The sequence below is a fragment of the Sphingopyxis sp. H115 genome (assembly GCF_001468465.1).
Taxonomy (GTDB): Bacteria; Pseudomonadota; Alphaproteobacteria; order Sphingomonadales; family Sphingomonadaceae; genus Sphingopyxis.
Map to the genome: position 1 here is coordinate 12,390 of NZ_LNSA01000040.1, position 25,864 is coordinate 38,253.

The 25,864-nt window shown below is 65.2% G+C and carries 29 protein-coding genes; 13 read left to right on the forward strand and 16 right to left on the reverse strand.

What is annotated here, in order from left to right:
- Complete coding sequence (locus tag ATE71_RS19620) at window positions 1-849, reverse strand: N-acyl homoserine lactonase family protein (protein WP_058805028.1); 849 nt, start codon at window positions 847-849, stop codon at window positions 1-3.
- A gap of 25 nt (window positions 850-874) precedes the next feature.
- A complete protein-coding gene (gene leuC, locus ATE71_RS19625) occupies window positions 875-2,305 on the reverse strand; it encodes a 3-isopropylmalate dehydratase large subunit (protein WP_058805029.1) in 1,431 nt (476 codons plus the stop codon).
- 144 nt (window positions 2,306-2,449) lie between these two features.
- On the opposite strand from leuC, the gene ATE71_RS19630 reads away from it, so the two are divergent.
- Window positions 2,450-2,968 carry a sterol desaturase family protein gene (locus ATE71_RS19630; RefSeq protein ID WP_058805030.1) on the forward strand — a complete coding sequence of 173 codons (519 nt, stop codon included), beginning with the start codon at window positions 2,450-2,452 and terminating at the stop codon, window positions 2,966-2,968.
- Here ATE71_RS19630 and ATE71_RS19635 read toward each other — a convergent pair.
- The 10 genes from ATE71_RS19635 to ATE71_RS19680 form a co-directional block, all read right to left on the reverse strand.
- On the reverse strand, window positions 2,965-3,645 hold the full coding sequence (locus tag ATE71_RS19635) for a glutathione S-transferase family protein (RefSeq protein WP_058805031.1): 681 nt from the start codon (window positions 3,643-3,645) through the stop codon (window positions 2,965-2,967). The genes ATE71_RS19630 and ATE71_RS19635 overlap by 4 nt on opposite strands.
- Complete coding sequence (locus tag ATE71_RS19640; protein ID WP_058805032.1) at window positions 3,633-4,610, reverse strand: NAD-dependent epimerase/dehydratase family protein; 978 nt, start codon at window positions 4,608-4,610, stop codon at window positions 3,633-3,635. Before ATE71_RS19640 ends, ATE71_RS19635 begins: the two co-directional genes overlap by 13 nt.
- Before the next feature lie 45 nt (window positions 4,611-4,655).
- Window positions 4,656-5,939 (reverse strand): serine hydrolase domain-containing protein, encoded by a 1,284-nt coding sequence (locus ATE71_RS19645; RefSeq protein ID WP_058805033.1) that lies wholly within the window; start codon window positions 5,937-5,939, stop codon window positions 4,656-4,658.
- A gap of 78 nt (window positions 5,940-6,017) precedes the next feature.
- Window positions 6,018-6,467, reverse strand: a complete 450-nt coding sequence (locus tag ATE71_RS19650) for a hypothetical protein (RefSeq protein ID WP_058805034.1) — start codon at window positions 6,465-6,467, stop codon at window positions 6,018-6,020.
- Window positions 6,460-7,095 carry a CoA transferase subunit B gene (locus ATE71_RS19655; RefSeq protein ID WP_058805035.1) on the reverse strand — a complete coding sequence of 212 codons (636 nt, stop codon included), beginning with the start codon at window positions 7,093-7,095 and terminating at the stop codon, window positions 6,460-6,462. Before ATE71_RS19655 ends, ATE71_RS19650 begins: the two co-directional genes overlap by 8 nt.
- 15 nt (window positions 7,096-7,110) lie before the next feature.
- Entirely contained in the window at window positions 7,111-7,377 is a 267-nt protein-coding gene (locus ATE71_RS19660) for a hypothetical protein (RefSeq protein WP_058805036.1), read from the reverse strand.
- Window positions 7,374-7,934: a hypothetical protein gene (locus ATE71_RS19665; RefSeq protein WP_152998860.1), complete on the reverse strand. Its 561-nt coding sequence runs from the start codon at window positions 7,932-7,934 to the stop codon at window positions 7,374-7,376. The genes ATE71_RS19660 and ATE71_RS19665 overlap by 4 nt, the downstream gene beginning before the upstream one ends.
- Window positions 7,931-8,797, reverse strand: coding sequence for an HAD family acid phosphatase (locus ATE71_RS19670; RefSeq protein ID WP_058805038.1), 867 nt, complete (start codon window positions 8,795-8,797; stop codon window positions 7,931-7,933). Before ATE71_RS19670 ends, ATE71_RS19665 begins: the two co-directional genes overlap by 4 nt.
- Window positions 8,798-8,835: 38 nt before the next feature.
- Window positions 8,836-9,150: a DUF5076 domain-containing protein gene (locus ATE71_RS19675; RefSeq protein WP_058805039.1), complete on the reverse strand. Its 315-nt coding sequence runs from the start codon at window positions 9,148-9,150 to the stop codon at window positions 8,836-8,838.
- Window positions 9,147-9,860, reverse strand: a complete 714-nt coding sequence (locus ATE71_RS19680; protein WP_058805040.1) for a CoA transferase subunit A — start codon at window positions 9,858-9,860, stop codon at window positions 9,147-9,149. Before ATE71_RS19680 ends, ATE71_RS19675 begins: the two co-directional genes overlap by 4 nt.
- Window positions 9,861-9,951: 91 nt before the next feature.
- Between ATE71_RS19680 and ATE71_RS19685 the strand changes: the two genes are divergently transcribed.
- The 3 genes from ATE71_RS19685 to ATE71_RS19695 all read left to right on the forward strand — a co-directional run bounded on the left by ATE71_RS19685 (window position 9,952) and on the right by ATE71_RS19695 (window position 12,995).
- Window positions 9,952-10,845: a LysR family transcriptional regulator gene (locus tag ATE71_RS19685; protein ID WP_058805041.1), complete on the forward strand. Its 894-nt coding sequence runs from the start codon at window positions 9,952-9,954 to the stop codon at window positions 10,843-10,845.
- Window positions 10,846-11,061: 216 nt separating this feature from the next.
- A complete protein-coding gene (locus ATE71_RS19690; protein WP_058805059.1) occupies window positions 11,062-11,985 on the forward strand; it encodes an alpha/beta fold hydrolase in 924 nt (307 codons plus the stop codon).
- 224 nt (window positions 11,986-12,209) lie between these two features.
- The gene (locus ATE71_RS19695) at window positions 12,210-12,995 is read left to right on the forward strand and encodes an AraC family transcriptional regulator (protein ID WP_058805042.1); all 786 of its coding nucleotides are present in this window, start codon (window positions 12,210-12,212) and stop codon (window positions 12,993-12,995) included.
- Window positions 12,996-13,017: 22 nt separating this feature from the next.
- On the opposite strand, the gene ATE71_RS19700 is transcribed toward ATE71_RS19695, so the two are convergent.
- Window positions 13,018-13,449: a hypothetical protein gene (locus ATE71_RS19700; protein WP_058805043.1), complete on the reverse strand. Its 432-nt coding sequence runs from the start codon at window positions 13,447-13,449 to the stop codon at window positions 13,018-13,020.
- Here ATE71_RS19700 and ATE71_RS19705 point away from each other — a divergent pair.
- Window positions 13,448-14,605, forward strand: coding sequence for a serine hydrolase domain-containing protein (locus ATE71_RS19705; RefSeq protein WP_058805044.1), 1,158 nt, complete (start codon window positions 13,448-13,450; stop codon window positions 14,603-14,605). The two genes, ATE71_RS19700 and ATE71_RS19705, sit on opposite strands and share 2 nt — an antisense overlap.
- A gap of 40 nt (window positions 14,606-14,645) precedes the next feature.
- Here ATE71_RS19705 and ATE71_RS19710 read toward each other — a convergent pair whose 3' ends face one another.
- The 3 genes from ATE71_RS19710 to pdxH all read right to left on the reverse strand — a co-directional run bounded on the left by ATE71_RS19710 (window position 14,646) and on the right by pdxH (window position 16,569).
- Window positions 14,646-15,077 (reverse strand): hypothetical protein, encoded by a 432-nt coding sequence (locus tag ATE71_RS19710; protein ID WP_058805045.1) that lies wholly within the window; start codon window positions 15,075-15,077, stop codon window positions 14,646-14,648.
- 86 nt (window positions 15,078-15,163) lie between these two features.
- On the reverse strand, window positions 15,164-15,994 hold the full coding sequence (locus ATE71_RS19715; RefSeq protein ID WP_058805046.1) for a PhzF family phenazine biosynthesis protein: 831 nt from the start codon (window positions 15,992-15,994) through the stop codon (window positions 15,164-15,166).
- Entirely contained in the window at window positions 15,991-16,569 is a 579-nt protein-coding gene (gene pdxH, locus ATE71_RS19720; RefSeq protein ID WP_058805060.1) for a pyridoxamine 5'-phosphate oxidase, read from the reverse strand. Before pdxH ends, ATE71_RS19715 begins: the two co-directional genes overlap by 4 nt.
- 134 nt (window positions 16,570-16,703) lie before the next feature.
- Here pdxH and ATE71_RS19725 point away from each other — a divergent pair, with 134 nt between their 5' ends.
- From ATE71_RS19725 to ATE71_RS19760, 8 genes are all read left to right on the forward strand, one after another.
- The gene (locus tag ATE71_RS19725) at window positions 16,704-17,633 is read left to right on the forward strand and encodes a DnaJ C-terminal domain-containing protein (RefSeq protein ID WP_058805047.1); all 930 of its coding nucleotides are present in this window, start codon (window positions 16,704-16,706) and stop codon (window positions 17,631-17,633) included.
- A 3-nt stretch (window positions 17,634-17,636) separates the two neighbouring features.
- Window positions 17,637-18,716 (forward strand): YihY/virulence factor BrkB family protein, encoded by a 1,080-nt coding sequence (locus ATE71_RS19730; RefSeq protein ID WP_058805048.1) that lies wholly within the window; start codon window positions 17,637-17,639, stop codon window positions 18,714-18,716.
- Complete coding sequence (fabI, locus tag ATE71_RS19735; RefSeq protein WP_058805049.1) at window positions 18,713-19,540, forward strand: enoyl-ACP reductase FabI; 828 nt, start codon at window positions 18,713-18,715, stop codon at window positions 19,538-19,540. The genes ATE71_RS19730 and fabI overlap by 4 nt, the downstream gene beginning before the upstream one ends.
- A complete protein-coding gene (locus tag ATE71_RS19740) occupies window positions 19,533-20,063 on the forward strand; it encodes a GNAT family N-acetyltransferase (protein WP_058805050.1) in 531 nt (176 codons plus the stop codon). Before fabI ends, ATE71_RS19740 begins: the two co-directional genes overlap by 8 nt.
- A gap of 4 nt (window positions 20,064-20,067) precedes the next feature.
- Window positions 20,068-21,144, forward strand: a complete 1,077-nt coding sequence (gene aroC, locus ATE71_RS19745) for a chorismate synthase (protein WP_058805051.1) — start codon at window positions 20,068-20,070, stop codon at window positions 21,142-21,144.
- Window positions 21,145-21,151: 7 nt separating this feature from the next.
- A complete protein-coding gene (locus tag ATE71_RS19750; RefSeq protein ID WP_058805052.1) occupies window positions 21,152-22,942 on the forward strand; it encodes an SLC13 family permease in 1,791 nt (596 codons plus the stop codon).
- Between the two features lie 83 nt (window positions 22,943-23,025).
- Window positions 23,026-24,369, forward strand: a complete 1,344-nt coding sequence (locus ATE71_RS19755) for a dicarboxylate/amino acid:cation symporter (RefSeq protein ID WP_058805053.1) — start codon at window positions 23,026-23,028, stop codon at window positions 24,367-24,369.
- Between the two features lie 47 nt (window positions 24,370-24,416).
- A complete protein-coding gene (locus ATE71_RS19760) occupies window positions 24,417-25,742 on the forward strand; it encodes a dicarboxylate/amino acid:cation symporter (RefSeq protein WP_058805054.1) in 1,326 nt (441 codons plus the stop codon).
- Window positions 25,743-25,864 lie beyond the last annotated feature (122 nt).

Consider the following 25,864-nt stretch of genomic DNA (forward strand, 5'->3'; position numbering starts at 1 on the left):
TCATTCGGCCGCCTTGGGGAAGGGCGGCAGCTTGGCGACGTCGCGCGGCTCGTGCTGGATGATGACCGTCGCGCCCAGATTTTTCGCCAGCCCCTTGAACCGGCCGAACGAGGCGAGCGTTTCGGCGCGGTCGGTGTTGAACTCCGGGATGCCGTCGCTTTCGTAATTCTCCTGAAAATGCGCCTGGTCGCCGCTGAGCAGCACCGGACCTGCACCCGCGAGCCGCACGAGCAGCGAGTGGTGGCCCGGCGTATGTCCCGGCATGTCGAGCATCACGACGCGGCCATCGCCGAATATGTCCTTGTCGCGTTCGACCGGTTCGACGGTGCCACCGCCGCCGATCCAGTGCGCAAAGGGTTTGGGGTTGACCCACGCCGGTCGACCGCTGTCGATCAGCCAATCCCAGTCGCGCTTGCCGATATAGAGCTTCGCGGCCGGGAAATCGGGAAGCTGGCCGATATGGTCGAAGTGAAAATGGCTGATGCCAACGACGTCGATGTCCGCGGGCTTGATGCCCAACTCGGCAAGTTGTTCGACCAGGCTTTTGCGCACCGATGCTGACATGTCGCCGTCGCTGTTGAACGCAGCGCCCTTCAGCGCCGCCGGCAGGCCCAGGTCCCACAGCATCAGTTGGTCGCCGTGGCGGATCAGATAGCAACCGACCGTCAGGTCGCGGCTTTGCCCCGGATAGGCCGCTGTATCCGAAAAGGCGTTCAGCCGGTTGACCCGCACCGTCCCGCAATCGAGTCGGGTCAGGCTGAGCTTTGCCGCTGCGGGCTTGTCCTGTGCGGGCGCGGGGGCGGCAAGCGTCAGCGCCGCCGCGATCGATATTACAGCTTTCCCGATCATGCGCTTCGGTCCCCTCTTCCTGCGTTCATGCCATCAGTTCCCGCACGTCGGTGAGCTTGCCTGTCACCGCCGCCGCCGCCGCCATCGCGGGGCTGACCAGATGCGTACGGCTTCCCGGACCCTGGCGGCCGACGAAATTGCGGTTGCTCGTCGAGGCGCAGCGTTCGCCTGCGGGCACCTTGTCGGGATTCATCGCGAGGCACGCCGAACAGCCCGGCTCGCGCCATTCGAGGCCGGCGTCGGTGAAGATGCGGTGGAGCCCCTCGGCCTCGGCCTGCGCCTTCACGAGGCCCGAGCCGGGGACGACGATCGCCCATTTCACATTGTCGGCCTTCTTGCGGCCCTTCACGATTGCGGCGGCGGCGCGCATATCCTCGATGCGGCTGTTGGTGCAGCTGCCGATGAAGATATTTTCGATCCTTACATCCTGCATCCGCGTGCCGGGTTCGAGGCCCATGTAGGCGAGCGACTTGGCGGCCGCGACCTGCTTCGACGGGTCGGCGAAGCTGGCGGGATCGGGGACCACGCCGGTTATCGGCACGACATCCTCGGGGCTGGTGCCCCAAGTCACGCTCGGCGCGATGTCGGCAGCGTCGATGACCACGACCTTGTCATAGGCGGCGCCGGGGTCGGTCGCGAGGCTCTTCCACCAAGCGACCGCGGCGTCCCAGTCGGCGCCCTTCGGCGCATAGGGGCGGCCCTTCAAATAGGCGAATGTCGTCTCGTCGGGCGCGATCAGCCCGGCGCGCGCGCCGCCCTCGATCGCCATGTTGCTGACCGTCAGCCGGCCCTCGACGCTGAGCGCGCGGATCGCGCTGCCCGTATATTCGATGACATGGCCGGTGCCGCCGGCCGCGCCGATCGTGCCGGTGATGTGGAGGATGATGTCCTTCGCGGTGACGCCGGGGCCGACTTCGCCTTCGACGCGCACTTCCATCGTCTTTGCGGGCTGGAGCAGCAGGGTCTGCGTCGCGAGCACATGTTCGACCTCGCTCGTCCCGATACCGAAGGCAAGCGCGCCGATGCCGCCGTGGCACGCGGTATGGCTGTCGCCGCAGACGATCGTCGTGCCGGGCAGCGAAAAGCCCTGCTCGGGGCCGACGACATGGACGATGCCCTGCTCGGGCGCGACCGCGTCGATATAGCGGATGCCATATTCGGGCGCGTTCTTTTCGAGCGCGGCGAGCTGTGCCGCGCTTTCGGGATCGGCGATCGGCAGCCTGCCCCCCGCCGCGTCGAGCCGCGCGGTGGTCGGCACATTGTGGTCGGGCACCGCGAGCGTCAGGTCGGGGCGGCGCACCGTGCGCCCGCTCGCACGTAGGCCTGCAAACGCCTGCGGACTGGTGACTTCATGGACAAGGTGGCGGTCGATGAAGATCAGGCAGGTTCCGTCGGGACGCTGTTCGACGACATGCGCGTCCCAGATTTTCTCGTAAAGGGTGCGGGGCCGAGTCATGCGGGTTCACTTACGCCTGCGGCATAACTTTGCAAGCCGGTGGCGATCAAAAACGCAATTTTCGGTCGCGGCGTCGTCCCGGTATCGTCATCGGGATGACGAGAGGAACGTGCATTGGACGCTGGATGAGCCTATAACCGCCCGATGTCGCTGCTCGCCATCCTTGCTCTCATCCTCGCCACCGTGGTGGCAATGGAATTTGTCGCCTGGGCGAGCCACAAATATATCATGCACGGTTTCGGCTGGGCGTGGCACCGCGACCATCACGAACCGCATGACAAGCTGCTCGAAAAGAACGACCTGTTCGCGATTTTCGGCGCCGCGATGAGCATCTCGATGTTTGCGCTCGGCAGTCCGATGATCATGGGCGCCGCCGCGTGGGAGCCGGGGACCTGGATCGGGCTCGGCATCCTTTTTTACGGGATCATCTACACGCTGGTCCACGACGGCCTTGTTCACCAGCGCTATTTCAAATGGGTGCCGCGGCATGGCTATGCCAAACGGCTGGTGCAGGCGCACAAGCTCCACCATGCGACGATCGGCAAGGAGGGCGGGGTCAGCTTCGGCTTTGTGTTCGCGCGCGATCCGGCGAAGCTGAAGGCCGAACTCAAGGCACAGCGCGAGGCGGGGATTGCGGTAGTGCGCGAGGCGCTCGCCGACTAGGCGGTGCGGTAATCCGCCGTAACCACCCCCGCCGCCGCCAGCTCGGCTTCGTGGCTTTCCTCGCGCCAGCTTTCGGCGAGCGCCTGCCGTTCCCAGTCGAGCATCGCGGGGTGCGCCAGCATATGGTGGGTCCAAGCCTGTCCGGCCCCGACGTCGAGGCCGTAGGTGCGGATTCGGAAGGCGACGGGCGCGAAAAAGGCATCGACGGCGGAGAAGTCCGCGCCCGCGAGCCAGGGGCCGCCAAATTTTGCCAGACCTTCCTCGAACAATTCGCGGATTCGGGCGACGTTCGATTGCAGCGCATTCGACATCGGCTTCGGCATCACGCGCACGCCGACGTTCATCGTGCAATCGTTCCTGAGCGCCGAAAAGCCGCTGTGCATTTCTGCCGTCGCGCATTGTGCCCAGGCGCGCGCGTCCGGGTCGGTGGGCCAGACGCCGTCGTGCCGGTCGGCGAGATAGAGCGCGATGCCCAGCGAGTCGTAAATCGTCCTCCCTTCGTGAAGAAGTGCGGGGACTTGTCCGGTCGGCGAGAAGCTGCGGAACGCCTCATAATTCACCGGCTGGGCAAAGGGTTCGATCCGGTCCTCGAACGCGATACCGAGGCCCTTCATCAGCATCCAAGGGCGGAGCGACCAGCTCGAATAATTGCGGTTGGCGGTGATCAGCACATACATGCGTCGCGCTCCTGTGCGATGATGGGCGAGGTGTAGTCGGGATCGTGCGCGAAGGGCAGGGCGCCGCGGTCGCGGAGCGCCGCGAGCACGCTGCCAAAGTCCGTCCGCGCGCGCCATCCGAGGCGGCGTTCGGCGCGTGACGGGTCGTAGACGCGGTCGATGATGTTGGGGAGGACCCAGCCTTTAGCGGCATAAAGTTCGGCGGCGTCGGGGTAATGGCGCGCGATCACCGCGCGCGCGTCGCGGGCGAGTTCTTCGGCGTCCTCGCGCGCGAAGGGCGGCGGGGCCGACAGGATGAAGGTGTCACATCCGATCGCCGGTGCGGCTTCGAGCGCCGCGAGATGCGCCGCCGCGGCATCCTCGACCGTCAGGCGGCGATTGAGCAGTTCGTTGGCCTTGATATTCTCCCCGCTCGGCACCGCATGCGTGTCGTCATCCTCGGGAAAGAAGCGGCCGGTGCGCAGGATCAGCGCGGCGATGCCATGCTCGCGGTGAACCAGCCGGCACGCCTGTTCGGCGGCGAGCTTGGTGATGCCATAGATGTTGCGCGGTTCGATCGGGCCGAAATCCTCGTCCATCCACCACGCACCATGCGTGCCCGCGCCTTTGCGCACATCGGCGCGCACCATCAGCGAGGTGGTCGAGGTGAAGAGGAAGCGGTCGTTGCCCGCCGCGATCGCCGCTTCGAGCAGGTTCAGCGTGCCCGTCACATTGACGTCGACGAAGGCCTGGCGCGGATAACGGGCGATGTCGGGCTTGTGCAGCGCGCCGGCGTGGACGATCGCCTCGATCCCATATTCGCCCATCGTCCGGTCGATGAGCGCGCGGTCGGCGACGCTCCCGATCACGCGTGTATGGATGCCGGGCACGACATCGAGCCCGGTGACCTCATGCCCGTTTTCGGTGAGCAGGGGCGCGAGATAGCGTCCGAGCCAGCCCGATGATCCAGTCAGCAGTACGCGCATACTCGCCTCTCCTTTCGCTCGCGCGCCCGATACACGGGCCGGCGATCAGGGTGCAAGCGTTGCGCGCGCTGCCGGGGCAGCGCGGTGCGCCGTTTGCGGTGCCGGAGGAAGTTCGCTGAGATCGAGCCAGCGCGCATCGGTGCGCTTGTGATAGCTGTCGATCGCCGCGAAGGGGATGCGAAAGGGAAAACCCCAATCGCTGTTCCACAGCGCGACGACGCCCGTGCGCGTCGCGGGTTCGAAGATCATCGTTGCGCGATATCCCGCGACCGCGCCCGAATGGCCGGCGAGCCTGTGGCCCGCATAGGTGAAATTGCGCCAGCCGAGGGCATAGGACGCGTCATCGGTCGCCTGCCGCAGCGCACCGCCGTAAAGGCGCGCGGTGCCGACGCGCGGCCGGTGCGCCAGTTCGAGTACCGGGCCGGACAGCACATCGGGGCGAACGCCCATCATCGCGCGCATCCAGGTCGCGAAATCGACGATATCGCTTTCGACGCCCGCGGCGGCGGGAACGCGCCAATAGGCCTCCTTGACCGGGCGGACATGCGCGCCGCGGTGCGGTTTCGCCCAGTCTTTCGCGCCCGTCAGCCGGTCCATCCCATAGCCCGCGCTGACCATGCCGAGGGGAAGAAAAAACCGGTCCTCGACGGTTTCGGCGAACGGCCTTTCCGCCGCCTCGCCCAATATTTCGTTCGCCGCGTCGAAGGCGATATTCTGATAGGTATGGCACGTGCCGGGGTCGCATTGCAGCGGCGCGAGCGCGAGGCTGGCGCGCAGCAGTTCGGGGCTCTGCCCGTCCTCCAGCTTTTCGTCATAGGCGTTTTTGGTGAGGCCGGTGCGCTGTGCGAGCAGATCTTCGAGCGTAACCCGCGCTTCGCCGCCGCCGGGCAGGCGCAGCGTCGTGCGCGAGCGGGAAAGTGGCTGGGCGAGATCGACGCGGCCCTCGCGCGCCAGCGTCGCCGCGAGTACGCCCGTCGCGGTCTTGGAAACCGACGCCCAGCGAAACAAAGTGCGGGGCGTGACCGGCGCCCCGGTGGAAGCATCGGCGACGCCATAGGTGCGCACGAAGCGCAATTCGCCGTCTTCGACCACCGCGACGGCCAGCCCTGCCATTTCGGGCCGTTGCGAAAGGTCGGACAATTGCCGGTCGAGCCGTCGATAGTCGATCCGCCCGCGCCATTCGGCGGGGGTGTCGGGCAGGTCTTCCGCCGCCTTGACGGGAATCGGAACGTTGGCAAGCGTGTGGCTGCCGCCCATCAATTGAACGCCGAACCAGCCCGTCAGCGCCAGGGCGACGACGGCGATCAGGATGACAAAAACGCGCTTCATGACCTCGTGACGGGGTTGCGACCTATTATGACGATGTCGTCTTAGCCGCGACTTGCCCGGCCGTCACCCCGGGAATGGTCAGGGCGCGAGATCGCGCCAGGCCCTTAGCGTCCCGACGCCATAGGCGGTGCCATAGGCAAGGACGATCAGCGACGACCAGATCGCGAAAGCGTCGCTATGTTGCGGCCGCCACAGGTGGAGCGGGATGAAGAGGGTCGCGCGGAGCAGGTAGATGGCAGTGATCACGACCAGCCCCGTTCGCAGCAAGGGCAGGCGCGGAAGCACGCCGGCGCCCGAAAAGGCATAAGCCCCCCACAGGAGCAGGACGGATGTAATGACCAGCGTGATCAGCGTCGGCCTGAGGTCGCCGCGCGCCGCGGCGCGCGCCATGCCTTCGCCGGCCCCGAAGAACCGATACCAGTCGGGCCCGCCGAAGATGCAGGCGATGTGGAGCAGGGCGGCCAACACCGAGAGGCACCCGCCGACGATCAGCCAACTGCTCCCGGGATTGGCCGCGACGTCAGGCAATATAATGCGCCGTGGTCTTTTCGGCGACTTCCTCGGCCGTCACGCCGGGTGCCAGTTCGATCAGCCGGAACGGGCTGTCATGATCGTCGCGCTTGAACACCGCGAGGTCGGTGATGATCATGTCGACGACATTCTTGCCCGTGAGCGGCAGCGTGCACGCGGGGATGAATTTGGGGCTGCCGTCCTTGGCATTATGTTCCATCACGACGATGATCTTCTTGACCCCGGCGACAAGGTCCATCGCGCCGCCCATGCCCTTGATCATCTTGCCGGGAATCATCCAGTTCGCGATGTCGCCATTTTCGGCGATCTCCATCGCGCCCAATACGGTCAGGTCGATATGCCCGCCGCGGATCATCGCGAAACTGTCAGCCGAGCTGAAATAGGCCGATTGCGGCAGTTCGCTGATCGTCTGCTTGCCCGCGTTGATCAGGTCGGCATCCTCCTCGCCCTCATAGGGGAAGGGGCCGATGCCGAGCATGCCGTTTTCGGACTGGAGCGTGACCGTCATCCCCGCAGGGATATGGTTCGCCACCAGCGTCGGGATGCCGATGCCGAGGTTGACATAATAGCCATCCTGCAGCTCCTTCGCGGCGCGCGCCGCCATGTCGTCGCGGGTCCAGCTCACTCCATTATCTCCTCGTCAAAATTCGGTGGCGATCGCTTCGCCGGCGGGTAGGGTTTCGCTCGCCGCCGCCGCGGCGATCGCAATGGCATGGACAGGGTCGGCCGGATTCATTCCGTCGCCCACCATCCATTGCTGCAGATTTTCATGCGCCGCGATCAGCGCCATCGCCGCTTCCTGATAGCGCGCCAGCGCCTCCATGTCGGTCAGGGGCGGCATCAGCCCTGCGGGCGAGGCGGCGAAACATCGCGTCCGGCACTTTTCCAGGCATTCCTGAACCGTCATACACCCCCTCCTCGAACAATCAGCCAGATCAGAAAAGCGCCAACCAAGCCCACGACAGGCTTGATGCGCGCGCCCAACAGATAGGGTCGCTCGGCGCATGTCTGCACATAGGCATAGCGCGCGGCGAATACAGCGTCATCGGCCCTCGCTGCGACCGTCTTCAAATCCTCGACGCCGGTGTCATTTCGATAGTGAAAGAGGACCGAGCGCAGGTCGCGCGCGTGCGACAGGCGACGCTCCGCCGACCAGAGATCGACGAAGATGAGAATCGCGTAGACGGCGAAAAATCCGATGAGGCCAGCGCGCGCGGGATCGACGTCCGCGGGCCGCACCTGCGCGACGATCAGCGCCACCGCAGCGGGCAGCAACAGCGCGACGAACACACCCTCGACGCGGCGCAGTTCGGTCGAATAATGCGTGACGAGACTATTCAACTGGTCGATCGCCGTCCCGATCTCCATGTCCGCAAAGGCTGCCGACAGGCTGCTGGCCGCGTTCGGGATCGTCTGCACGCGCTCCATCAATTCACGGTCCGGGGTGTTCGCCTCCGTGCTCACTCGGGTGTCCAGTTGCTCGCAGCAGGGAAAACATCGTCCCAACCCAGCTTTTCCCACGGACCATAAACGGGGTTGGGGAAAAGGAACCAGCCCTGGTCCCACAATGCGTTTGCGGCGGCGCTCGTCGCGAGCGCCATGCGCTGCGCGGCGGGCAGGTCCTTGACGTTGAACTGCTGGCTGAAATCGCCGAGTTGGTCGCCTGCCATCAGGATCACGCAATATTTCGATGCGATGGTGGCGCGGCGCCCGTCCTTGCTCGATCCGGTTGCGTCGTCGCCCATCAGGAACAATGTCTCGCCATGCTTGAATTCGCCCAGCCCCGCGGCGCGCAGCGTGTCCTCGCTGCCCTTGGCATTGGCGGCGCTGCGGTTGGTGTTGGCAATGACCGTGATGCCCGCGGCGCGCAGTCTGGCCAGCATGTCGGCGGTACCGGGCATCGCCACCGCCTTGCCCGCACCGGTCTGTTCCCACTGGTCCCAGATTTTGGGATCATAGGACGATCCCTGTTCGGCAAAATAGCGCATGGGGCCGAGGTTCCAGATCAGCGTCTCGTCGGCGTCGAACACCGCGGCGAAGGGCTTGTTTCCGCAGGGTTCGAACAGCGGGGCGCTCATCGACGCGCTGGGCGCGAGGACGACGCTGTCCTTGGGTCGCTCCCTGATCCGCCGCAGAGCATAGTCGGCGATCCGCGCATTGGTCGCGCGCACGGCAATAGCGGCTTCCGCCGATCCGTAGAGATATTGCAGCGCGACGGGCGGCTTGGCGGCTTCGGCCGACATCGGGGCCGTCGGCGGAGCCGGGGCCGTCGCCACCTCTGCCGGCGCGCTGGCACAGCCCGCCAAGAGCAGTGCGGTAAGGACCATAGCTGCTCCTGAGCCTGTTTCAGCGCGCATCCGCCGCATCAATTCAAACTTCCGTGTTGGACCGTTTCTATTTTCGTGAACTGGTCGCGAAGCTCGTCGGAAACGCCATTCACGATTGCCTGCAGAGCTTCTCCCTCGTCAAGCGACCAAGTTCCTGCATAGGCTACCGCAGCGTGCCGGATTGTGTCCGCCATCAGGCACCCGAACATATATGGATCCTCAAGGCCGTTGGCTGCGATCCACACGCTACTTCCAGCGCCATTCGTGATCCAAATTCGCGCGATCTCGACCGATTCTTCGGTCAGGACATCCCCGGGTTCCAACTTGATTTCATCGGGACCTTTGCTGGTCATGAGATGCTCTCGCGCGGGCGCGTCGTGCGGAACTCGATCTTCTTGTCGTACGGCGCCCCGACGATCATGCGCTTCACATAGATGCCGGGCAGGTGGATGCAGTCGGGATCGAGGCTGCCGGTGGGGACGATTTCCTCGACCTCGGCGACGCAGATCTTCGCTGCGGTCGCCATCGGCTGATTGAAGTTGCGCGCGGTTTTGCGGAAGATGAGGTTGCCGCTCTCGTCGGCCTTCCACCCCTTGATGATCGCGAGATCGGCAAAGATGCCGCGTTCGAGGATATAATCCTGTCCGTCGAAATTCTTCACTTCCTTGCCTTCGGCGACGAGCGTGCCGACGCCGGTCTTGGTGTAGAAGCCGGGGATGCCCGCGCCGCCCGCGCGGCAACGCTCGGCGAGCGTGCCTTGGGGGCAGAATTCGACCTCGAGCTCGCCCGCCAGATATTGCCGCTCGAACTCCTTGTTCTCGCCGACGTAAGACGAGATCATTTTTTTGACCTGCTTGGTGCGGAGCAGCTTGCCGAGGCCCTCGCCGTCGATCCCGGCGTTGTTGCTGGCGATGGTGAGGTCTTTCGTTCCCGCGTCGCGGATCGCGTCGATCAGCCGTTCGGGGATGCCGCACAGGCCGAAACCGCCCGCGCAAATCTGCATGCCGTCAAAGAGGAGGCCGTCGAGCGCGGCTGCTGCGTCGGGATATTGCTTGTTTGCCATGAAGGGGCCTCCTTGCCGGGATGTCGGGCACGACATTGGCGCATTTGATCCATCAATTCTAATTGTTCGATTTTTGGATTATACATAGACAATGTCTATCAATCGCGTCGCGCTCTATCATCTCGAAACGCTGCTCTGGATCGACCGGCTCGGCACCTTTTCCGCTGCGGCCGAGCGGCTCAACACGACGCAGCCGACGGTCTCGGCCCGGATGCGCGAACTCGAACAAAGGCTCGGAACCCCGCTCTTCCGCCGCGAAGGCCGCGCGATGGCGCTGACTGCGGCGGGTCGCAAGCTGGTGCGCGACTGCGACCCCTTGCTCCGCGACATGCAATATGCGCTGCTCGGCAGCGGCGGCTATGGCGAGGCGAGCGGGGTCGTACGGATCGGCGCGGGCGAGATCGCGGCGGCGAGCTGCCTTCCGGCCTTCGTGGCGGGATTGAAGGCCGACATGCCGCATGTCGGGCTCGAGATCGAAATCGACCTCACCGCGAACCTGATCCAGCAGCTGCTCACCGGGCGCACCGACATGGCGTTCGCCGCCGGGCCGATCGCGCACCCCGCGCTCAAGACCAGCCCGATCGGCGAGGTCGAGCTGGTGTGGCTTGCGAGCCCCGCGGTCGCGTCGGCTTTCGCGAGCGGCGCGGCGGCGCTGCCGGTCTGGTCGCTTGCCAGCCATTCGCCGATCCACGGCCGGATGCGCGAGGCGATCGCGGCGTCGCGCATCGCGCAAAAATCGCTTAACCTCTGCAACAACGCGCGGACGATGATCGACATCGCCAAGGCGGGCGGCGGCATCGGCATTTTTCCGCAGCCGATGGTGCGCGGCGAGGTCGCGCGTGGGACGCTGGTTCAAATCGCCGCGATGCCCGCGCTCGCCCCGGTAGAGTTCCACGTCGCGATGCGCGTCGCCGACACCGAGCCGGTGTTGACCCAGATTTTCGAGCGCGCGGCGAGACTCGATCTCGCCGAGGCGGCTGTGTGAGCCGCGCGGCTAGCGGCCGGTTGTTTGCCATTCGTGCCGATCGGGATCAAATGTCCGGGACCGACCGATACCGATAGAGATGTAAACCCACTGCCCCATAGCGGGCATGCGTTGTCGCGATTTCCATCGCGCGATGCCCTCGTCATTTGTTGCGGCTTGCCAGCCGCAGCGATCGCCGCCAGATTGGTTTTGAAAAGAAACTCAAGGAGCGGAATGATGATTGGCGATTTCGAACAGCGGCGCGTGGCGCTTTCGACCGGGGTCGAACTGGATGTGGTCGATATGGGGCCGCGCGACGCGCCGGTCCTGATATTCCTGCACGGCTTTCCCGAATCGCATCGCACCTGGCGCTACCAGCTGCCGCATTTCGCGGATCGTTTCCGCTGTATCGCTCCCGATCAGCGAGGCTATCGCGGCTCGTCGAAACCGCAGGAGGTCGAAGCCTATACGCCCGACAAGCTGATCGCCGACATCTTCGCGCTGGCCGATGCGCTCGGCGTCGAAAAATTCACGATCGTCGGGCACGACTGGGGCGGCGCAATCGCGTGGGGCGTGGCGCTCGGCGGCCAGCCGGGCGGGCTGCATCCGGCCTGGGCGGGCCGCGTGACGCGCGCGATCATCGCCAATGCGCCGCACCCGGGCATCTTCGGGCGCCTGCTTGCCACCGACCCGCAGCAGCGCGCGGCAAGCCAATATATCCGTACCTTCCGCGACCCGGCGAGCGATGCGATCATCGAGGAACATGGCATCGCCGGCATCCTTGCCCATGCATTCGAAGGGCGCGTGCCGAGCGGCGGGCTCCAGCCCGCCGACGAGATCGGCCGCTTGCTGAAAGATTGGGAAGATCGCGACACCTGCCGCGCGATGATCAACTGGTATCGCGGTTCGCCGATCAACGTTCCCGCAATGGACGAACCCTATGCCGAACCGCCCGCGGTGCCGTTCCCCAAACTCGGCATCCCCACCCTCGTCGTCTGGGCGCTCGACGACGTGGCGCTGCCGCCTTGCAACCTCGACGGGATGGAGGAACTGGTGCCCGATGTGACGATCGTGAAGGTGCCCGACAGCGGTCATTTCGTGCCGTGGGACGCGCCCGACGCGGTCAACGCGGCGATGGACGAATTTCTTGCCCGGCATTGAGGCAAGGCCCTGCTTTCGGTGCCAAAAAAGTGGCGGGCGGCGCATGCGCCGCCCGCCTTGGGGGGGTCTGGGTTTGGGGTGCGCCGGGCGCACTTATGATCGCGTCCGCAACGGTTTTCCTCCGACAATCAGCGACGGTCGGTGATTTTGAAGCGGCGATTTAACCATAAGTTTCGTAAACATAGCAGGCTTTCAGATTCTCCCATTCTTGCCATAATCGCGCAATGGATGTGGGTGGACTCAAGGTCGCCTCGATCGTGGACCGGATCGATGGCCCTTCTAGCTGGATAATCGAACGCGATATCCACACGCTCTATCTTTACGAAGCGGGAAGCTATCACTGGCTCGAAACCTGGCTCGACGGGCGGCGTACGTCGCTGGGCGACCCGCTGCCCGGCGAAATGTGGCTGGCGCCGGCGGGCCGCCGCTATCATGGTACGGCGAAGGGCGGGGCGGTCCGGTATGTCGAGGTCGAAATCCCGGCGTCGCGGCTGACCGTGGCGCCGCACACGCGCTCGCTCGCCGCGCATTACGACTTGCCGCTCGCCGCGCTGGTGCGTGCCTTGCTGGCGGGCGATGCCGGCGCGGCCGACCCGCTCGTCTCGACCCTCGCCAAAACGCTCGACACGATGGCGGGGCGGCCGGAAGCGCCCGCGATCGTCGAGCGGATCAACGAGTTGATGGCCTATATCCAGACCCAGCTCGAAGTGTCGTTATCGGTCGAGGAAATGGCGGCGGGGGCGGGCATGTCGGTCAACAGCCTGATCGTTCATTTCGCGCGGGCCACCGGCCAGACCCCGGCCCAATATATGCTGCGCCAGCGGCTGCGCCGTGCGTGCTGGTTCCTGATGAACCGTCCGCTGTCGGTCGCCGAGATCGCCTTTGCGACCGGCTTTTCCAGCCACGCCCATTTATGCGCGATTTTCCGCCGCAAGCTCGGCATGTCGCCCGGCGAGTGGCGCCGCCGCCATGTGTCGGCGATCCTGCCCGCGGTTTGGGAGGAGGAATAGCGGGCGCTGCGGCGCGATCCGGCTAGTTTGCGGGTGCCAGCAGGCAGCCGCCGGCGCCGGCGTAACGGGCGCTGCGCGATGCGAGCAGCGGGACGCTGCCGGTGATCGTCTTGGTCGCGGGATCCTCGCTCAGCGAAACCATTTCCATTCCGGGCTCGAAATCGGTCTGGCAGCTGTCGAGGCTGCGCCCTTGCACATAACGGCACGAACAGCCAATGCGCGCGGCATAGGCCGAACCCAGTTCGGCCTGCGCCTTGAACGACGGGAATTTCCAGACCACAAAAACGCCGAATAGCACCGCGATCGCCAGCGTCCACGGCAGGCAGCCGCCCGCGCGGCGCGGTTTTTCCGGGGGCTTGACGGGCGACGGCATGAAGGCGGTCGGCGTCGGTGTCGCGGGCGTCTCGTCGCCCGTTGAAGGACCGGTCGGGTTGGTGCTAGTCACCCATGTCATGATCACGAAAAAACGGCTGCTGGCAAGTGCCGCCCTCGCGATGCTCGGCGTCTGGTCGTTCGGCCAGGCGGTGGGGCAGGGCAATATGGCGCCGGCATCGCCCGCGCCGAAATTCGGCGCTTCGATCGATAGTGTCGCCGCGGTCGATACGCCGCAGCGGCTGCCGGCCTTGCCCGCAGCGATCCGGACCCGCGCCGACGCGCTGTTCACCGATGCCGAGGATGTCGGACAGACGCGCGCGCTTCTCGTATTGCGCGACGGCGAGTTGATTTACGAACGTTATGGCGCGGGCTTCGGTGCCGACAGCAAGCTGATCAGCTGGTCGATGGCGAAAAGCATCACCGCGGTACTTACCGGCTTTCTCGTTGCCGACGGCCAGTTGTCGCTCGACGGGCCGGCCCCGGTGGCGGCGTGGCAGCGCAGCGGCGATCCGCGCGGCGCGATCACGCTGCGCCACCTGCTCCATATGTCGTCGGGGCTCGAACATGTCGAAACGGGCGATCCGGTGTGGCAGGGCGACACGGTGACGATGCTGTTCGGCAGCGCGGCGGGCGATATGGCCGGGTTTGCCGAAGCGAAGCCCGCGGCGGCCCAGCCCGGCGAGATTTTCAACTACAGCTCGGCGACCAGCGTGATCCTGTCGGACATATTGGCCGATGCGTTGACGCCGTCGAACAATCCCGATGCGCGGCGCGACGCGATGCGCGACTTCATCGGCGGCCGCCTGGTCGAGCCGCTTGGGATGACCAGCCTGACCCCCGAATATGACGCGCGCGGCACGATGATCGGCGGGTCGATCATGCATGCGACCGCGCGCGATTATGCGAAATTCGGGGAATTTCTCCGCAATCGCGGCGTCGTCAACGGCCAGCGGCTGCTGCCCGAAACCTGGATCCGCTTCATGCTGACGCCGTCGGCAAAGGATGCGGGCTATGGCGGCCATATCTGGCTCAACCGGAAACGCCCGGCCGGGGTCACGCCCGCCCTATGGCCCGACCGGGGGCCGAACGACCTGTTTGCGTGCATCGGGCATCAGGGGCAATATATCATCGTGTCGCCGTCGCAGCGGGTGACGATCGTCCGGCTCGGCGTGACGACCGACGATCAGTTTCCCGAACTGCGCCGCCATCTCGCCGATCTGGCGGAAGCGCTTTGAGATGCCGGCTTAATGTCGGCTTTGGGGTGGGAAGCGGACATCACCCCCCGTTGAGGCGCGCCTCTTCGATCTCGCCAGCCATCAGTTGCGCTATCTCAAGCTGGAATGCCGCCAAGTCCGGATAGTTCGTTTGGAACGAAGTTTTGACGCAGTCGGTCGGATCATCCTGATCTGCTATTTCAACGCGGACTTTCAGGCCTCCGCGTGCATTGGCCGGGGCAATTTCAAGTCCTAGAACCTTCTCATACTCGCCGTTTTCGCTGTAACCCCATTGCTCGGCAAGAGGAGCGTCCGGGTCAATTGGATACGCCGAAAGCTTTTCGCCAAACTCCTTTACGTCTTGCCACTGGACCCAAAAACCGCCGACCCCCGACCGACTGTCTGTGACCACGCGCATCTCCAGCCAACCGAAGTCGTCAAGAACATGGGTAGGGGTGCCGTCATATCGGTATCGAAATGTCAAAAAGCTCATAAGATGATTGTGCCTCGGAATTGCAACGTCCGCATTCGGTCGAATTGCAGCTGGCTCGATGACGAAAGCCGTCAAAAGCCTCTGCCTTACAAAAGGAAATCGCCGACCAGCGTGGTGACGCAGGTGCCGCTGAGTTCGACCATGTCGCCGTCGAGGCGGCAGCCGACGTGGCCGCCGCGCTTGCTTGCCTGATAGGCCGCGAAATGGTCGCGCCCGAGCCGCGTCGTCCAATAGGGTGTCAGCACGCTGTGCGCCGATCCGGTCACCGGGTCTTCGGGGATGCCGGCGCCCGGCGCGAAGGCGCGGCTGACGACATCGGCGCCCGATGGATCGCCCACGCCGGGCGCGGTCGCGATATACAGGATATCGCTCTTGCTCAGCGCCGCCAGATCGGGCGCCAGCGCGCGCACCGCGTCGGCGCTGCGATAGACGATCAGCGCATAGCCGCCGTCGTGCCACAATGTCTCGGCCACATCGCCGCCCATCGCGCGCGAGACGTCGGGCATCGGCTTGGCGGCGGCACGATAGGCGGGCAGCTTCATGCGGTAACGGCCGGGACCGTCGTCGTCGTCGCCGGCGCGCGCCACCGTCAATATGCCCGCCTTGCGCGTGCGAAAGCGCATGTCGCTGCGCCACTGCGCCGCCGACAGCAGCACATGTCCGCTCGCCAGCGTCGCATGGCCGCACAGCGCCACCTCGACCGCCGGGGTGAACCAGCGCAGCTCATAATCGGCCTCGCCGCTTTCGTCGGGGACCAGAAAGGCGGTTTCGGCGAGGTTATTCTCGGCCGCGATGGCTTGCAGCGTTGCATCGTCGAGCCATTCCTCGAGCGGCATCACCGCGGCGGGGTTGCCGGCGAAGGGGCGGTCGGCAAAGGCGTCGACCTGGCTGATCGGAAGGCGGCGTGCAGCGCTCATGGATAGAGATATCCTTTCGTCCAACCATCGCCGGCGCGCTCGAACAGCGTGCGTTCGTGCAGCCGGTGGGCGCGATCCTGCCAAAATTCGATTCGCGAAGGATTAACGCGCCAGCCCGACCAGCGCGGCGGGCGCGGCACGTCCTGTCCGGCGAACCGCGCCTCCATTTCGGCAAAGCGCGCCTCGAAGGTGGCGCGGGCGTCGAGCGGGCGCGACTGGTCGCTCGCCCATGCGCCGAGCTGGCTGTCGCGGCTGCGCGTCGCGAAATAGGCATCGGCGGTGGCGGGGTCGACGGGTTCCACCGGGCCTTCGATGCGGATTTGCCGGCGCAGCGATTTCCAGTGAAAGAGTAGCGCGACATGCGGATTTTCGGCCAACTCGCCGCCCTTGCGGCTGTCGAGATTGGTGTAAAAGACGAACCCGTCGGGGCCATGGCCCTTCAGCAGCACCATGCGCAGCGACGGGCGGCCGTCGGCCGTCGTCGTCGCGAGCGCCATGGCGTTGGAGTCGTTGGGTTCGCTGCCGCGCGCCTCGGCGAACCAGCTGTCGAACAGGGCAAGGGGATCGTTGGTCATCGTCGCGGTCATAATGCGCCGCGCGGACATGGTCGAGCGCGATATGGGGGAACTTGACCGCGCCGTCGCCCATTACCACATGGCGCGCGCAATCGGGCTTCACGCCCAGTCACTTATCGGGCTACAGGAGCAAGATGGCCGATCCCTATTCCACCCTGGGCGTTGCGAAGACTGCGAGCGATGCGGAAATCAAGTCCGCCTATCGCAAGCTCGCCAAGGAACTGCATCCCGACAAGAACAAGGACAATCCCAAGGCGTCGGAGAAATTCTCCGACGTGACCAAGGCCTATGACCTTCTGTCGGACAAGGCGAAGCGTGCGCAATATGACCGTGGCGAGATCGACGGCGACGGCAATCCCGCGATGCTCTTCGGCTATGGCGGGGGCGGCGGATTTCGCGGCGATCCGCGCGGGCAGGACGGTTTCGGCGGCTTCGGGAACGAAAGCGCCGATTTCGGCGATATTTTCGAAGGATTGTTCGGCGGCCGCGGCGGCGGCGGCGGTGGGCCGTTCGGCGGTTTCGGCGGGCGCAGCGCGCCGCCGCAAAAGGGCGCCAATGTCGCCTATCGCCTGTCGGTGTCGTTCATCGACGCCGCGACGCAGGCGCCGCAGCGCATCACGCTCGCCGACGGCAGCACGATCGACCTGAAACTGCCGGCCGGGGTCGAAACCGGCACGCAGATGCGCCTCGCGGGCAAGGGGCAGCCCGGCCCTGGCGGCACGGGCGACGGTATCGTCACGATCACGGTCAAGGATCATCCCTTTTATGTGCGCGAGGGCGCGAACATCCGCCTCGACCTGCCGGTAACGCTGAACGAGGCGGTCAAAGGCGCGAAGATCAAGGTGCCGACGGTCGACGGCCCCGTGATGTTGTCGATTCCGGCGGGTTCCTCGTCGGGCAAGGTCATGCGTCTCAAGGGCAAGGGCTTTAGCCAGAAAAGCGGCGGACGCGGCGACCAGCTTGTCCGCCTGATGGTCGACCTGCCCGCCGACGATGCCGCACTGATCAAGCTGCTCAGCGACTGGACCGACCCGCGCGACGTGCGGGCGGAGCTTGGCGTGTGACGCGTGGCTGACGCCAGCAACAAGCAGAGCGTCGCAGCGCTCGAGCGCGAGGTCGCCGACGAGGTCGGCAAGGAATATCTGGCCGAAGGTCATTCGCCGCACTCGCCCGAAGCACGCGCGGAGCGCGCCAAGCGGGTCAAGCTGCGCGCCCGCGCGCAGGGGATGCTGGAGCGCGGCCGCGAGCAGTTGGGGCCCGGCACGCGCGCCTATCATATCGTCCGCCGCGTCATCGTCGGTACCTATACCGATGGCTTCATCCACGCGGGCAATCTTGCCTATCTGGCGCTGATCGCGCTGTTTCCCTTTTTCATCCTGCTCGCCGCGGCGCTGTCGATATTTGGCGGCAGCGTCGGGGGCGAACGGGCGGTCGAGGCGGTGTTCTCCACCATGCCGCCGACGGTCGCGAAAGCCCTGTCGGGTCCGATCCGCGAAGTGATGTCGGCGCGCACCGGCATCTTCCTGTGGCTTGGGGCGCTCGTCGCGCTGTGGACGGTGGGAAGCCTGATCGAAACGGTGCGTGACATCCTCCGCCGCGCCTATGGCACGCATTTCTCGAAGGGTTTTTTCCATTATCGCCTGCTTTCGATCGGCATCATCACCGGCGCGGTCGTGCTGATGCTGCTGTCGTTCAGCATGCAGGTGCTGATCGTCGGTATCGAACAGTTCGTGACGCGCGTATTGCCCGAACAATATCAGGCATGGGGGGTCGTCCTGATCTCGCGCGGCGTGTCGGGCGCGGGGCTGTTCCTTGCGATCTACATGCTGTTCTACAGCCTGACCCCGTCGAAATACCGCCGGCTCAAGAAATGCCCCAAATGGCCGGGCGCCTTGTTCACCACATTATGGTGGATCGGGGTGACGCTCGCGCTGCCGCCGCTGCTCGCCAGCCTGCTCAGCTATGACGCCACCTATGGCAGTCTTGCGGGCGTGATGGTCGCGCTCTTCTTTTTCTATCTCGTCGGATTGGGTATGGTGATGGGCGCCGAGCTCAATGCTGCTTTGGTAGAGGTTGAGGATTTGGGCCACGACGCTATTGGGCGCGTCGACGATGTGACTGTTGAAAAGGCCGGAGACAAAAAATGACGGGTCTGATGAAGGGCAAGCGCGGGCTGATCATGGGCCTTGCTAACGACAAATCGCTTGCCTGGGGCATTGCGAAGGCCCTGCACGCGCACGGCGCGGAACTGGCGATTTCGTACCAGGGCGACGTGATGCTGAAGCGCGTGAAGCCGCTGGCCGATGAGCTCGGCTGCGATTTCCTGATCGATTGCGACGTCGCCGACATGGACAATCTCGACGCGGCTTTCGCGACGCTCTCCGCGCGCTGGCCGACGATCGACTTCGTCGTGCATGCGATCGGCTATACCAACAAGGAGGCGCTGCGCGGCCATTATGCCGACGTCACGCTCGACGACTTCCTGATGACGATGAATATCAGCGTCTACAGCTTCACCGCGGTCGCCAAGCGCGCGGCGGCGATGATGACCCCCTTCGACCCCGAAACGGGCAAGGGCGGCGGTTCGCTGCTCACGCTCAGCTATTATGGCGCGGAAAAGGTCATCCCGCACTATAACGTCATGGGCGTCGCGAAATCGGCGCTCGAAACCAGCGTCAAATATCTCGCCAATGATTATGGCCCCCAGGGGGTGCGCGTGAACGCCATCTCGGCCGGCCCGATCAAGACGCTCGCGGCATCGGGCATCGGCGACTTCCGCCTGATCCTCAAATGGAACGAGTATAACGCCCCGCTGCGCCGCAACGTCACGATCGACGATGTCGGCGGCTCGGCGCTCTACCTGCTCAGCGACCTTTCGGGCGGCGTCACCGGCGAAACGCATCATGTCGATGCGGGCTATCACACCGTCGGCATGAAACAGGAAGACGCGCCGGATATTGCGCTTGCCTGATTCCGTCGCCATCCGCCCCGCGCGTGCGGAGGATGACGAGGCTATCGACAGCGTGATCCGCGCCGCCTTTGGCGCGAGCGAATATGGTCATCGGGGCGAAGCCGAGCTTGTCCGGATACTGGCGGCCGACGATGACGTCATGGTGTCGCTCGTCGCCGAACGGGACGGTGCGATCGCCGGGAATGTGCTGTTCAGCCGGATGGATATCGAGGCCGATGGTGCGCCGCTGGCGGGCGCGGGCCTTGCGCCGATATCGGTCATGCCCGGCCTTCAGGGGCAGGGGATCGGCGATGCGCTGATCCGCGGCGGGCTCGCGGTGCTGCGCGAACAAGGCGCCGCGATCAGCTTCGTCCTCGGTCACGAAAGCTATTATCCGCGTTTCGGCTATTCGCCCGAACTCGCGGCGCGCTTCGCATCGCCCTTCGCGGGTCCGCATTTCATGGCGATGATGCTGGACTCGAACGCGGCTTGGCCGCTAGGCGGACGCGCCGACTATGCATCTGCATTCGGCCGCTTGGGGTAGGGCCATGAGTTTCAACAGCTTCGGACGCGTTCTTCGCTTCACCACCTGGGGGGAAAGCCACGGTCCCGCGCTCGGTGCCGTCGTCGACGGCTGCCCGCCGCGCCTGTCGCTGTCCGAGGCCGATATCCAGCCATTCCTCGACAAGCGCCGCCCCGGCCAGTCGCGTCACACGACGCAGCGGCAGGAACCCGACCAGGTGCGCATCCTGTCGGGGGTGTTCGAAGGCAAGACGACGGGTACGCCGATCAGCCTGATGATCGAGAATGTCGACCAGCGGTCGAAGGATTATGGCGCGATCGCGCAGGCCTATCGCCCGGGCCACGCCGACTATGCCTATGACGCCAAATATGGCATCCGCGATTATCGCGGCGGCGGCCGGTCGAGCGCACGCGAGACGGCGGCGCGCGTCGCGGCGGGCGGCGTCGCGCGGCTCGTGATTCCCGAGGTCCAGATCCACGCCTGGGTCGCCGAAATCGGTGGGGATGCGATCGATCCCGCCAATTTCGACCTCGAAGAGATTGATCGCAATCCCTTTTTCTGTCCCGACCCCGCCGCCGCACAGCGCTGGGAGGGCCTGATGGACGCGGCGCGCAAGGCGGGCAGTTCGCTGGGCGCGGTGATCGAATGCGCCGCGAGCGGTGTCCCGGCCGGCTGGGGCGCCCCGATCTATGCCAAGCTCGACAGCGACCTTGCCGCCGCGATGATGGGGATCAACGCGGTGAAGGGCGTCGAGATCGGCGCCGGCTTTCACGCCGCGAGGCTGCGCGGCGAGGAAAATGCCGACCCGATGCGCCCCGCGACCGACGGCAGCAACCGCCCCGACTTTCTTTCGAACAACGCCGGCGGCATCGCGGGCGGCATTTCGACCGGCCAGCCGGTGGTCGTGCGCGTGGCTTTCAAGCCGACGAGTTCGATCCTCACCCCCGTGCCGACCGTCAACAAGGCGGGCGAGGCGACCGACATCGTCACCAAGGGCCGCCACGACCCGTGTGTGGGTATCCGCGGGGCGCCGGTGGTCGAGGCGATGATGGCGCTCGTCCTTGCGGACCATAAATTGCTCCACCGGGCGCAGAACGGCTGATCCGCAGATGATCGACGGCGCGCGCCACTTCATCGGCGAATATCAGGCCATCATCGGGCTGGTCGTGCTGGCGCTGATGTTCGTCGGGTTCGTCCTCGAACGCTTTCCCGCGACGGTCGTCGCGATCCTCGGCACCTGCACCTTCCTGTTCCTCGGCATCCTGTCGGGGAAGGATCTGTTTTCGGTCTTTGCGAACCCCGCGCCGGTGACGATCGGCGCGATGTTCATCCTGTCGGGTGCGTTGCTGCGCACCGGGACGCTCGACGCGATCGCCAACCGCATCATCGCGCGCGCGCAGCGACGTCCGAAGCTGGCGCTCGCGGAGATGTTCCTCGGCGTCTATGTCGCCTCGGCCTTTCTCAATAACACGCCCGTCGTGGTGGTGATGATCCCGATCATGCTGAAGCTGGCGAACGCGCTGGGGATCAGTGCCAAACGGCTGCTCATGCCGCTGTCGTTCGTCGGGATCCTGGGCGGCACGACCACGCTGATCGGGACATCGACCAACCTGCTCGTCGCCGCAGTGGCGGAGGAGAACGGGCTGGACCGCTTCGGCATCTTTACCATCACCCCCGTCGGGCTGGTCGCCGGCGTATCGGGCATCCTGGCGCTGATCTTCATCGCGCGGCGCTTCCTTCCCGACGATGCGCCGTCGCAGATCGCGCTCAGCCAGGAACATCGCAGCTTCCTGACCGAAATCCGCATCCCCAAGGGCAGCAACCTGATCGGCCGGCGGTTCGGCGACATTCCCTTCGCGAAACGCGCCAACGTCAAGCTCGTCGGGCTGAAACGCGGGGCGTCGCTGCGGCGGTCGGGCCTGCTCGACGAGGTCGCCGAGGAAGAGGATCGGCTTGTCGTACGGCTCGACCTGTCCGAACTGCTGTCGCTGCGGGCGAACAAGAATATCGTGATCGGGCTGACGGCCGGCAACGACGAGGTCAGGCAGGACGACGAAGGGATTATCGAGGCGATGATCGCGCCCAGCCATCCCGCGATCGGTCGCCGGCTGCTCGAGATTCCGTTTCTGTCGATGCTGCGGGTGCGCATTCTGGGGATCGCGCGCTTCCGCAAGACGGCAGGCCCCGACCTGCCCAATGCGCGGGTACAGGCGATCGACCGCATCCTGGTGACCGGGCCCGCCGAACAGATCGAAGAAATGTACGGCAATCCGCACCTTTATGGCGTCGGTTCGACCAGCGAACGCGAGTTTCGCCGCAACAAGGCCCCGATCGCCATCGGGGCGCTCGTCGGCGTGATCCTGCTCGCGGCGTTCAACGTCATGGATATCGGGGTTGCGGCGATCATCGGCGTCGGACTGATCCTGCTCACGCGCTGCATCGATGCGGACGAGGCGTGGGATTCGATCGACGGAAACGTCCTTGTCCTGATCTTCGCGATGCTTGCGGTCGGCCTTGCGCTCGAAAATTCGGGCAGCGTTGCGCTCGTCGTGGGGGAATTGACCCCGCTGTTGCGCGACGTGCCGCCCTGGGCGCTGGTCGTTGCAACCTATGTCATTTCGGTGCTGCTGACCGAGATCGTGACGAACAATGCGGTCGCCATTCTGGTCACCCCGCTCGCGATCGCGATCGCGCGCGAACTGGGCGTCGATCCCTATCCGCTCGTCGTGGCGGTGATGTTTGCGGCGTCGGCCAGCTTCGCAACCCCGATCGGCTATCAGACGAACACGCTGGTCTACGCCGCCGGCAATTACCGCTTTGTCGACTTCTTCCGCGCAGGCATTCCGCTCACCCTCGCGGTCGGCGCGGCAACCTGCGTCGCGATAAGCCTGCTTATCTGACGCCTCGGCGATTGCCCGCGACGCGCCACCCTGTTACCCCCGCGCGATAATTTTCCGCCGGGGCGGGACAGGGGAGTGATTGGATGGCGCGTCGCCTTACTTTGTACATATTGATCGGCATGGTCCTTGGCATCGTCGTCGGATATCTGGTCCGCGTCTTCGTGCCCGCCGACAGTCAGGCCTTTGAATATTGGCTGCGCAGCTTTGGTACGCTGGCCACCATCTTCCTCAACCTCATCAAGATGCTCGTCGCGCCGCTGATCCTCGGCACGCTCGTCACCGGCATCGCGCATATGGGCGACAGCTCGGCGCTCGGCCGCATCGGCACGCGCGCGATCGCCTGGTTCATCATCGCCAGCCTGATCTCGATCAGCCTTGGCCTCATCATGGTGAACCTGCTCCAGCCGGGCGTCGGGGTCGATATGACCGCGTCGGCGCAATCGGTCGGCGAGGTGAAAAAGCTCGATATGTTCGAGTTCATCGAACATGTTTTCCCCAAGAATGTCATCGCGGCGATGGCGGAAAACAACGTCCTCCAGATCCTCGTTTTTTCGCTGTTCGCCGGGGTCGGCCTGACGGCGCTCGGCGAAAAGGGCAAGCCGCTGGTGCGCGGCGCCGAAGCACTTGCCGAACTGATGCTCCAGATCACCGGCTATGTGATGCGTCTTGCGCCCTTCGCGGTGTTCGGCGCGCTGGCGAAGGTCGTTGCGCAAAATGGCCTCGGTATCCTCGCAACCTATGCCGAACTGCTGATCGAATTCTATATCGCGCTCGTCCTGCTGTGGGTGCTGCTGCTTGGCGCGGGGGCGATCTTCCTTCGCTCGCGGATCGTCGCGCTGGTACGCTATATCCGCGAGCCGTTGCTGATCGCCTTTTCGACCGCCTCGTCCGAAGCCGCGATGCCCAAGCTGTTCGAACAGCTCGACCGCTTCGGCGTTCCGCGCCGCATTTCGGGCTTCGTCCTCCCGCTCGGCTACAGCTTCAACCTCGACGGTTCGATGATGTACGCGAGTTTCGCGACGATCTTCATCGCACAGGCCTATGGCATCGAACTGTCGATCGGCACGCAGATCCTGATCCTGCTGACGCTCATGGTCTCGTCGAAGGGGATTGCGGCGGTGCCGCGCGCCAGCCTCGTCGTCATCACCGCAACGCTGGCGATGTTCGACCTGCCGGTCGAAGGCGTCGCGCTCGTCTTTGCGATCGACCATTTCCTCGACATGGGCCGCACCGCCACCAATGTCGTCGGCAACGCGGTCGCGACTTCGGTCATCACCAAATGGGAAGGGATGCTCGAACATCCCGACCCAGCCTTCTCCGAAAGGCCGCACGCCCCGGCGCATACCGAGCATCATGGAACCCGCGGGCTCGACATTCGTGATAGTGAGGATGCCGGGGGGAGCAAGCCAGCGGCCGATACCGCGTAACGCGCGAGCTTCGGCCCGCCCACACCGGGGCGAGCAGGGAGCACATTATGGGCGAAGCAACGGCGATCGATCAGGCCGCGCGCGATGAGGTCCGCGCCCGCCAACTGCGCTGGCGGATGCTCATCGGCTTTCTCGCCGGGCTGACCGCGGGGCTTGCGGTCCATTATGGCGCGCCCGACGCGGCGTGGGTGGAGGGGCTGACCACTTACGTGACCGGGCCGCTCGGTCAGATATTCCTGCGGCTGCTTTTCATGCTCGTCATCCCGCTGCTCGTATCGGCGTTGATCGTCGGCGTCGCCGAGATGGGCGAAATGCGTGCGCTGAAAACGGTGGGCCTGCGCACTCTTTTTTACACAATCGCGGTTTCGACCATCGCGGTCATCGTCAGCCTGGCGGTGGTCAATGCGATCCAGCCGGGCGCGGGGGTCGATCCCGCGCTCGCGCGCTCGCTGATGGCCGAAGGCGCGGCGGGCGCGCAGGCGATCGCCGATCGCGCGGGCGAGGCAAAGACCGGGATGGATGCCGTCGTCGCGATCGTCCCCGACAATATATTCGCCGCGATGGGGGCGAACGACGTGCTCGCGGTGATGTTCTTCGCGCTGTTTTTCGGCATCGGGCTGATGCTCGTTCGCACGCCGCAGACCGAAGCGCTGAAGACGGTGATCGAGGGCGTGTTCGACGTGGTGATGAAGCTGATCGGCCTTGTCATCCGGCTGGCGCCGATCGCGGTTTTCTGTTTCATGTTCAACCTCGCCGCGCAATTCGGCTGGGACCTGATCGTCCGTCTGTCGGCCTTTGTCGGCGTGGTGCTGCTAGCGCTCGCGATCCAGATGTTCATCGTCTTTCCCATCCTGCTCAAGACGCTGGCGGGGAAATCGCCGGTCGCCTTTTTTCGCGAGACGCAGGAGGCCTTTGTCATGGCGTTCGCGACCGCCTCGTCGAACGCGACGCTGCCCACCGCGCTGCGCGTCGCGCACGATCGCCTTCGGCTTCCCGATAAGGTTGCGCGCTTCGTGCTGACGATCGGGGCGACCGCGAACCAGAACGGCACCGCGATGTTTGAAGGCGTGACGGTAATCTTCCTCGCGCAATTTTTCGGTATCGACCTGACGCTTCAACAACAGGTCGTCGTGATGCTCGTCTGCATCCTGGGCGGGATCGGTACGGCGGGCGTTCCGGCGGGCTCGCTCCCGGTAATCGCGCTGATCCTCGCGTCGGTCGGCGTCCCGCCCGAAGGCATCGGCCTGATCCTAGGCGTCGACCGCTTCCTCGACATGTGCCGCACGACGTTGAACGTCATCGGCGACCTGGTCGCGGCGACGGTCGTATCGGCGGGGACGGCGAAACCCGTTCGCGCCGATACGTCTTCCTAATCCTTGCGGACGCGTCCGTTGCGGTTGGGCGCCGTGGCCGGGCGCAGGGTCCGCGGCTTCTCTCGCGCGGCGGGCTCGGGCCGGACAGCCGGCGCTGGGCGCACGGCGCCCAACCGCAACGG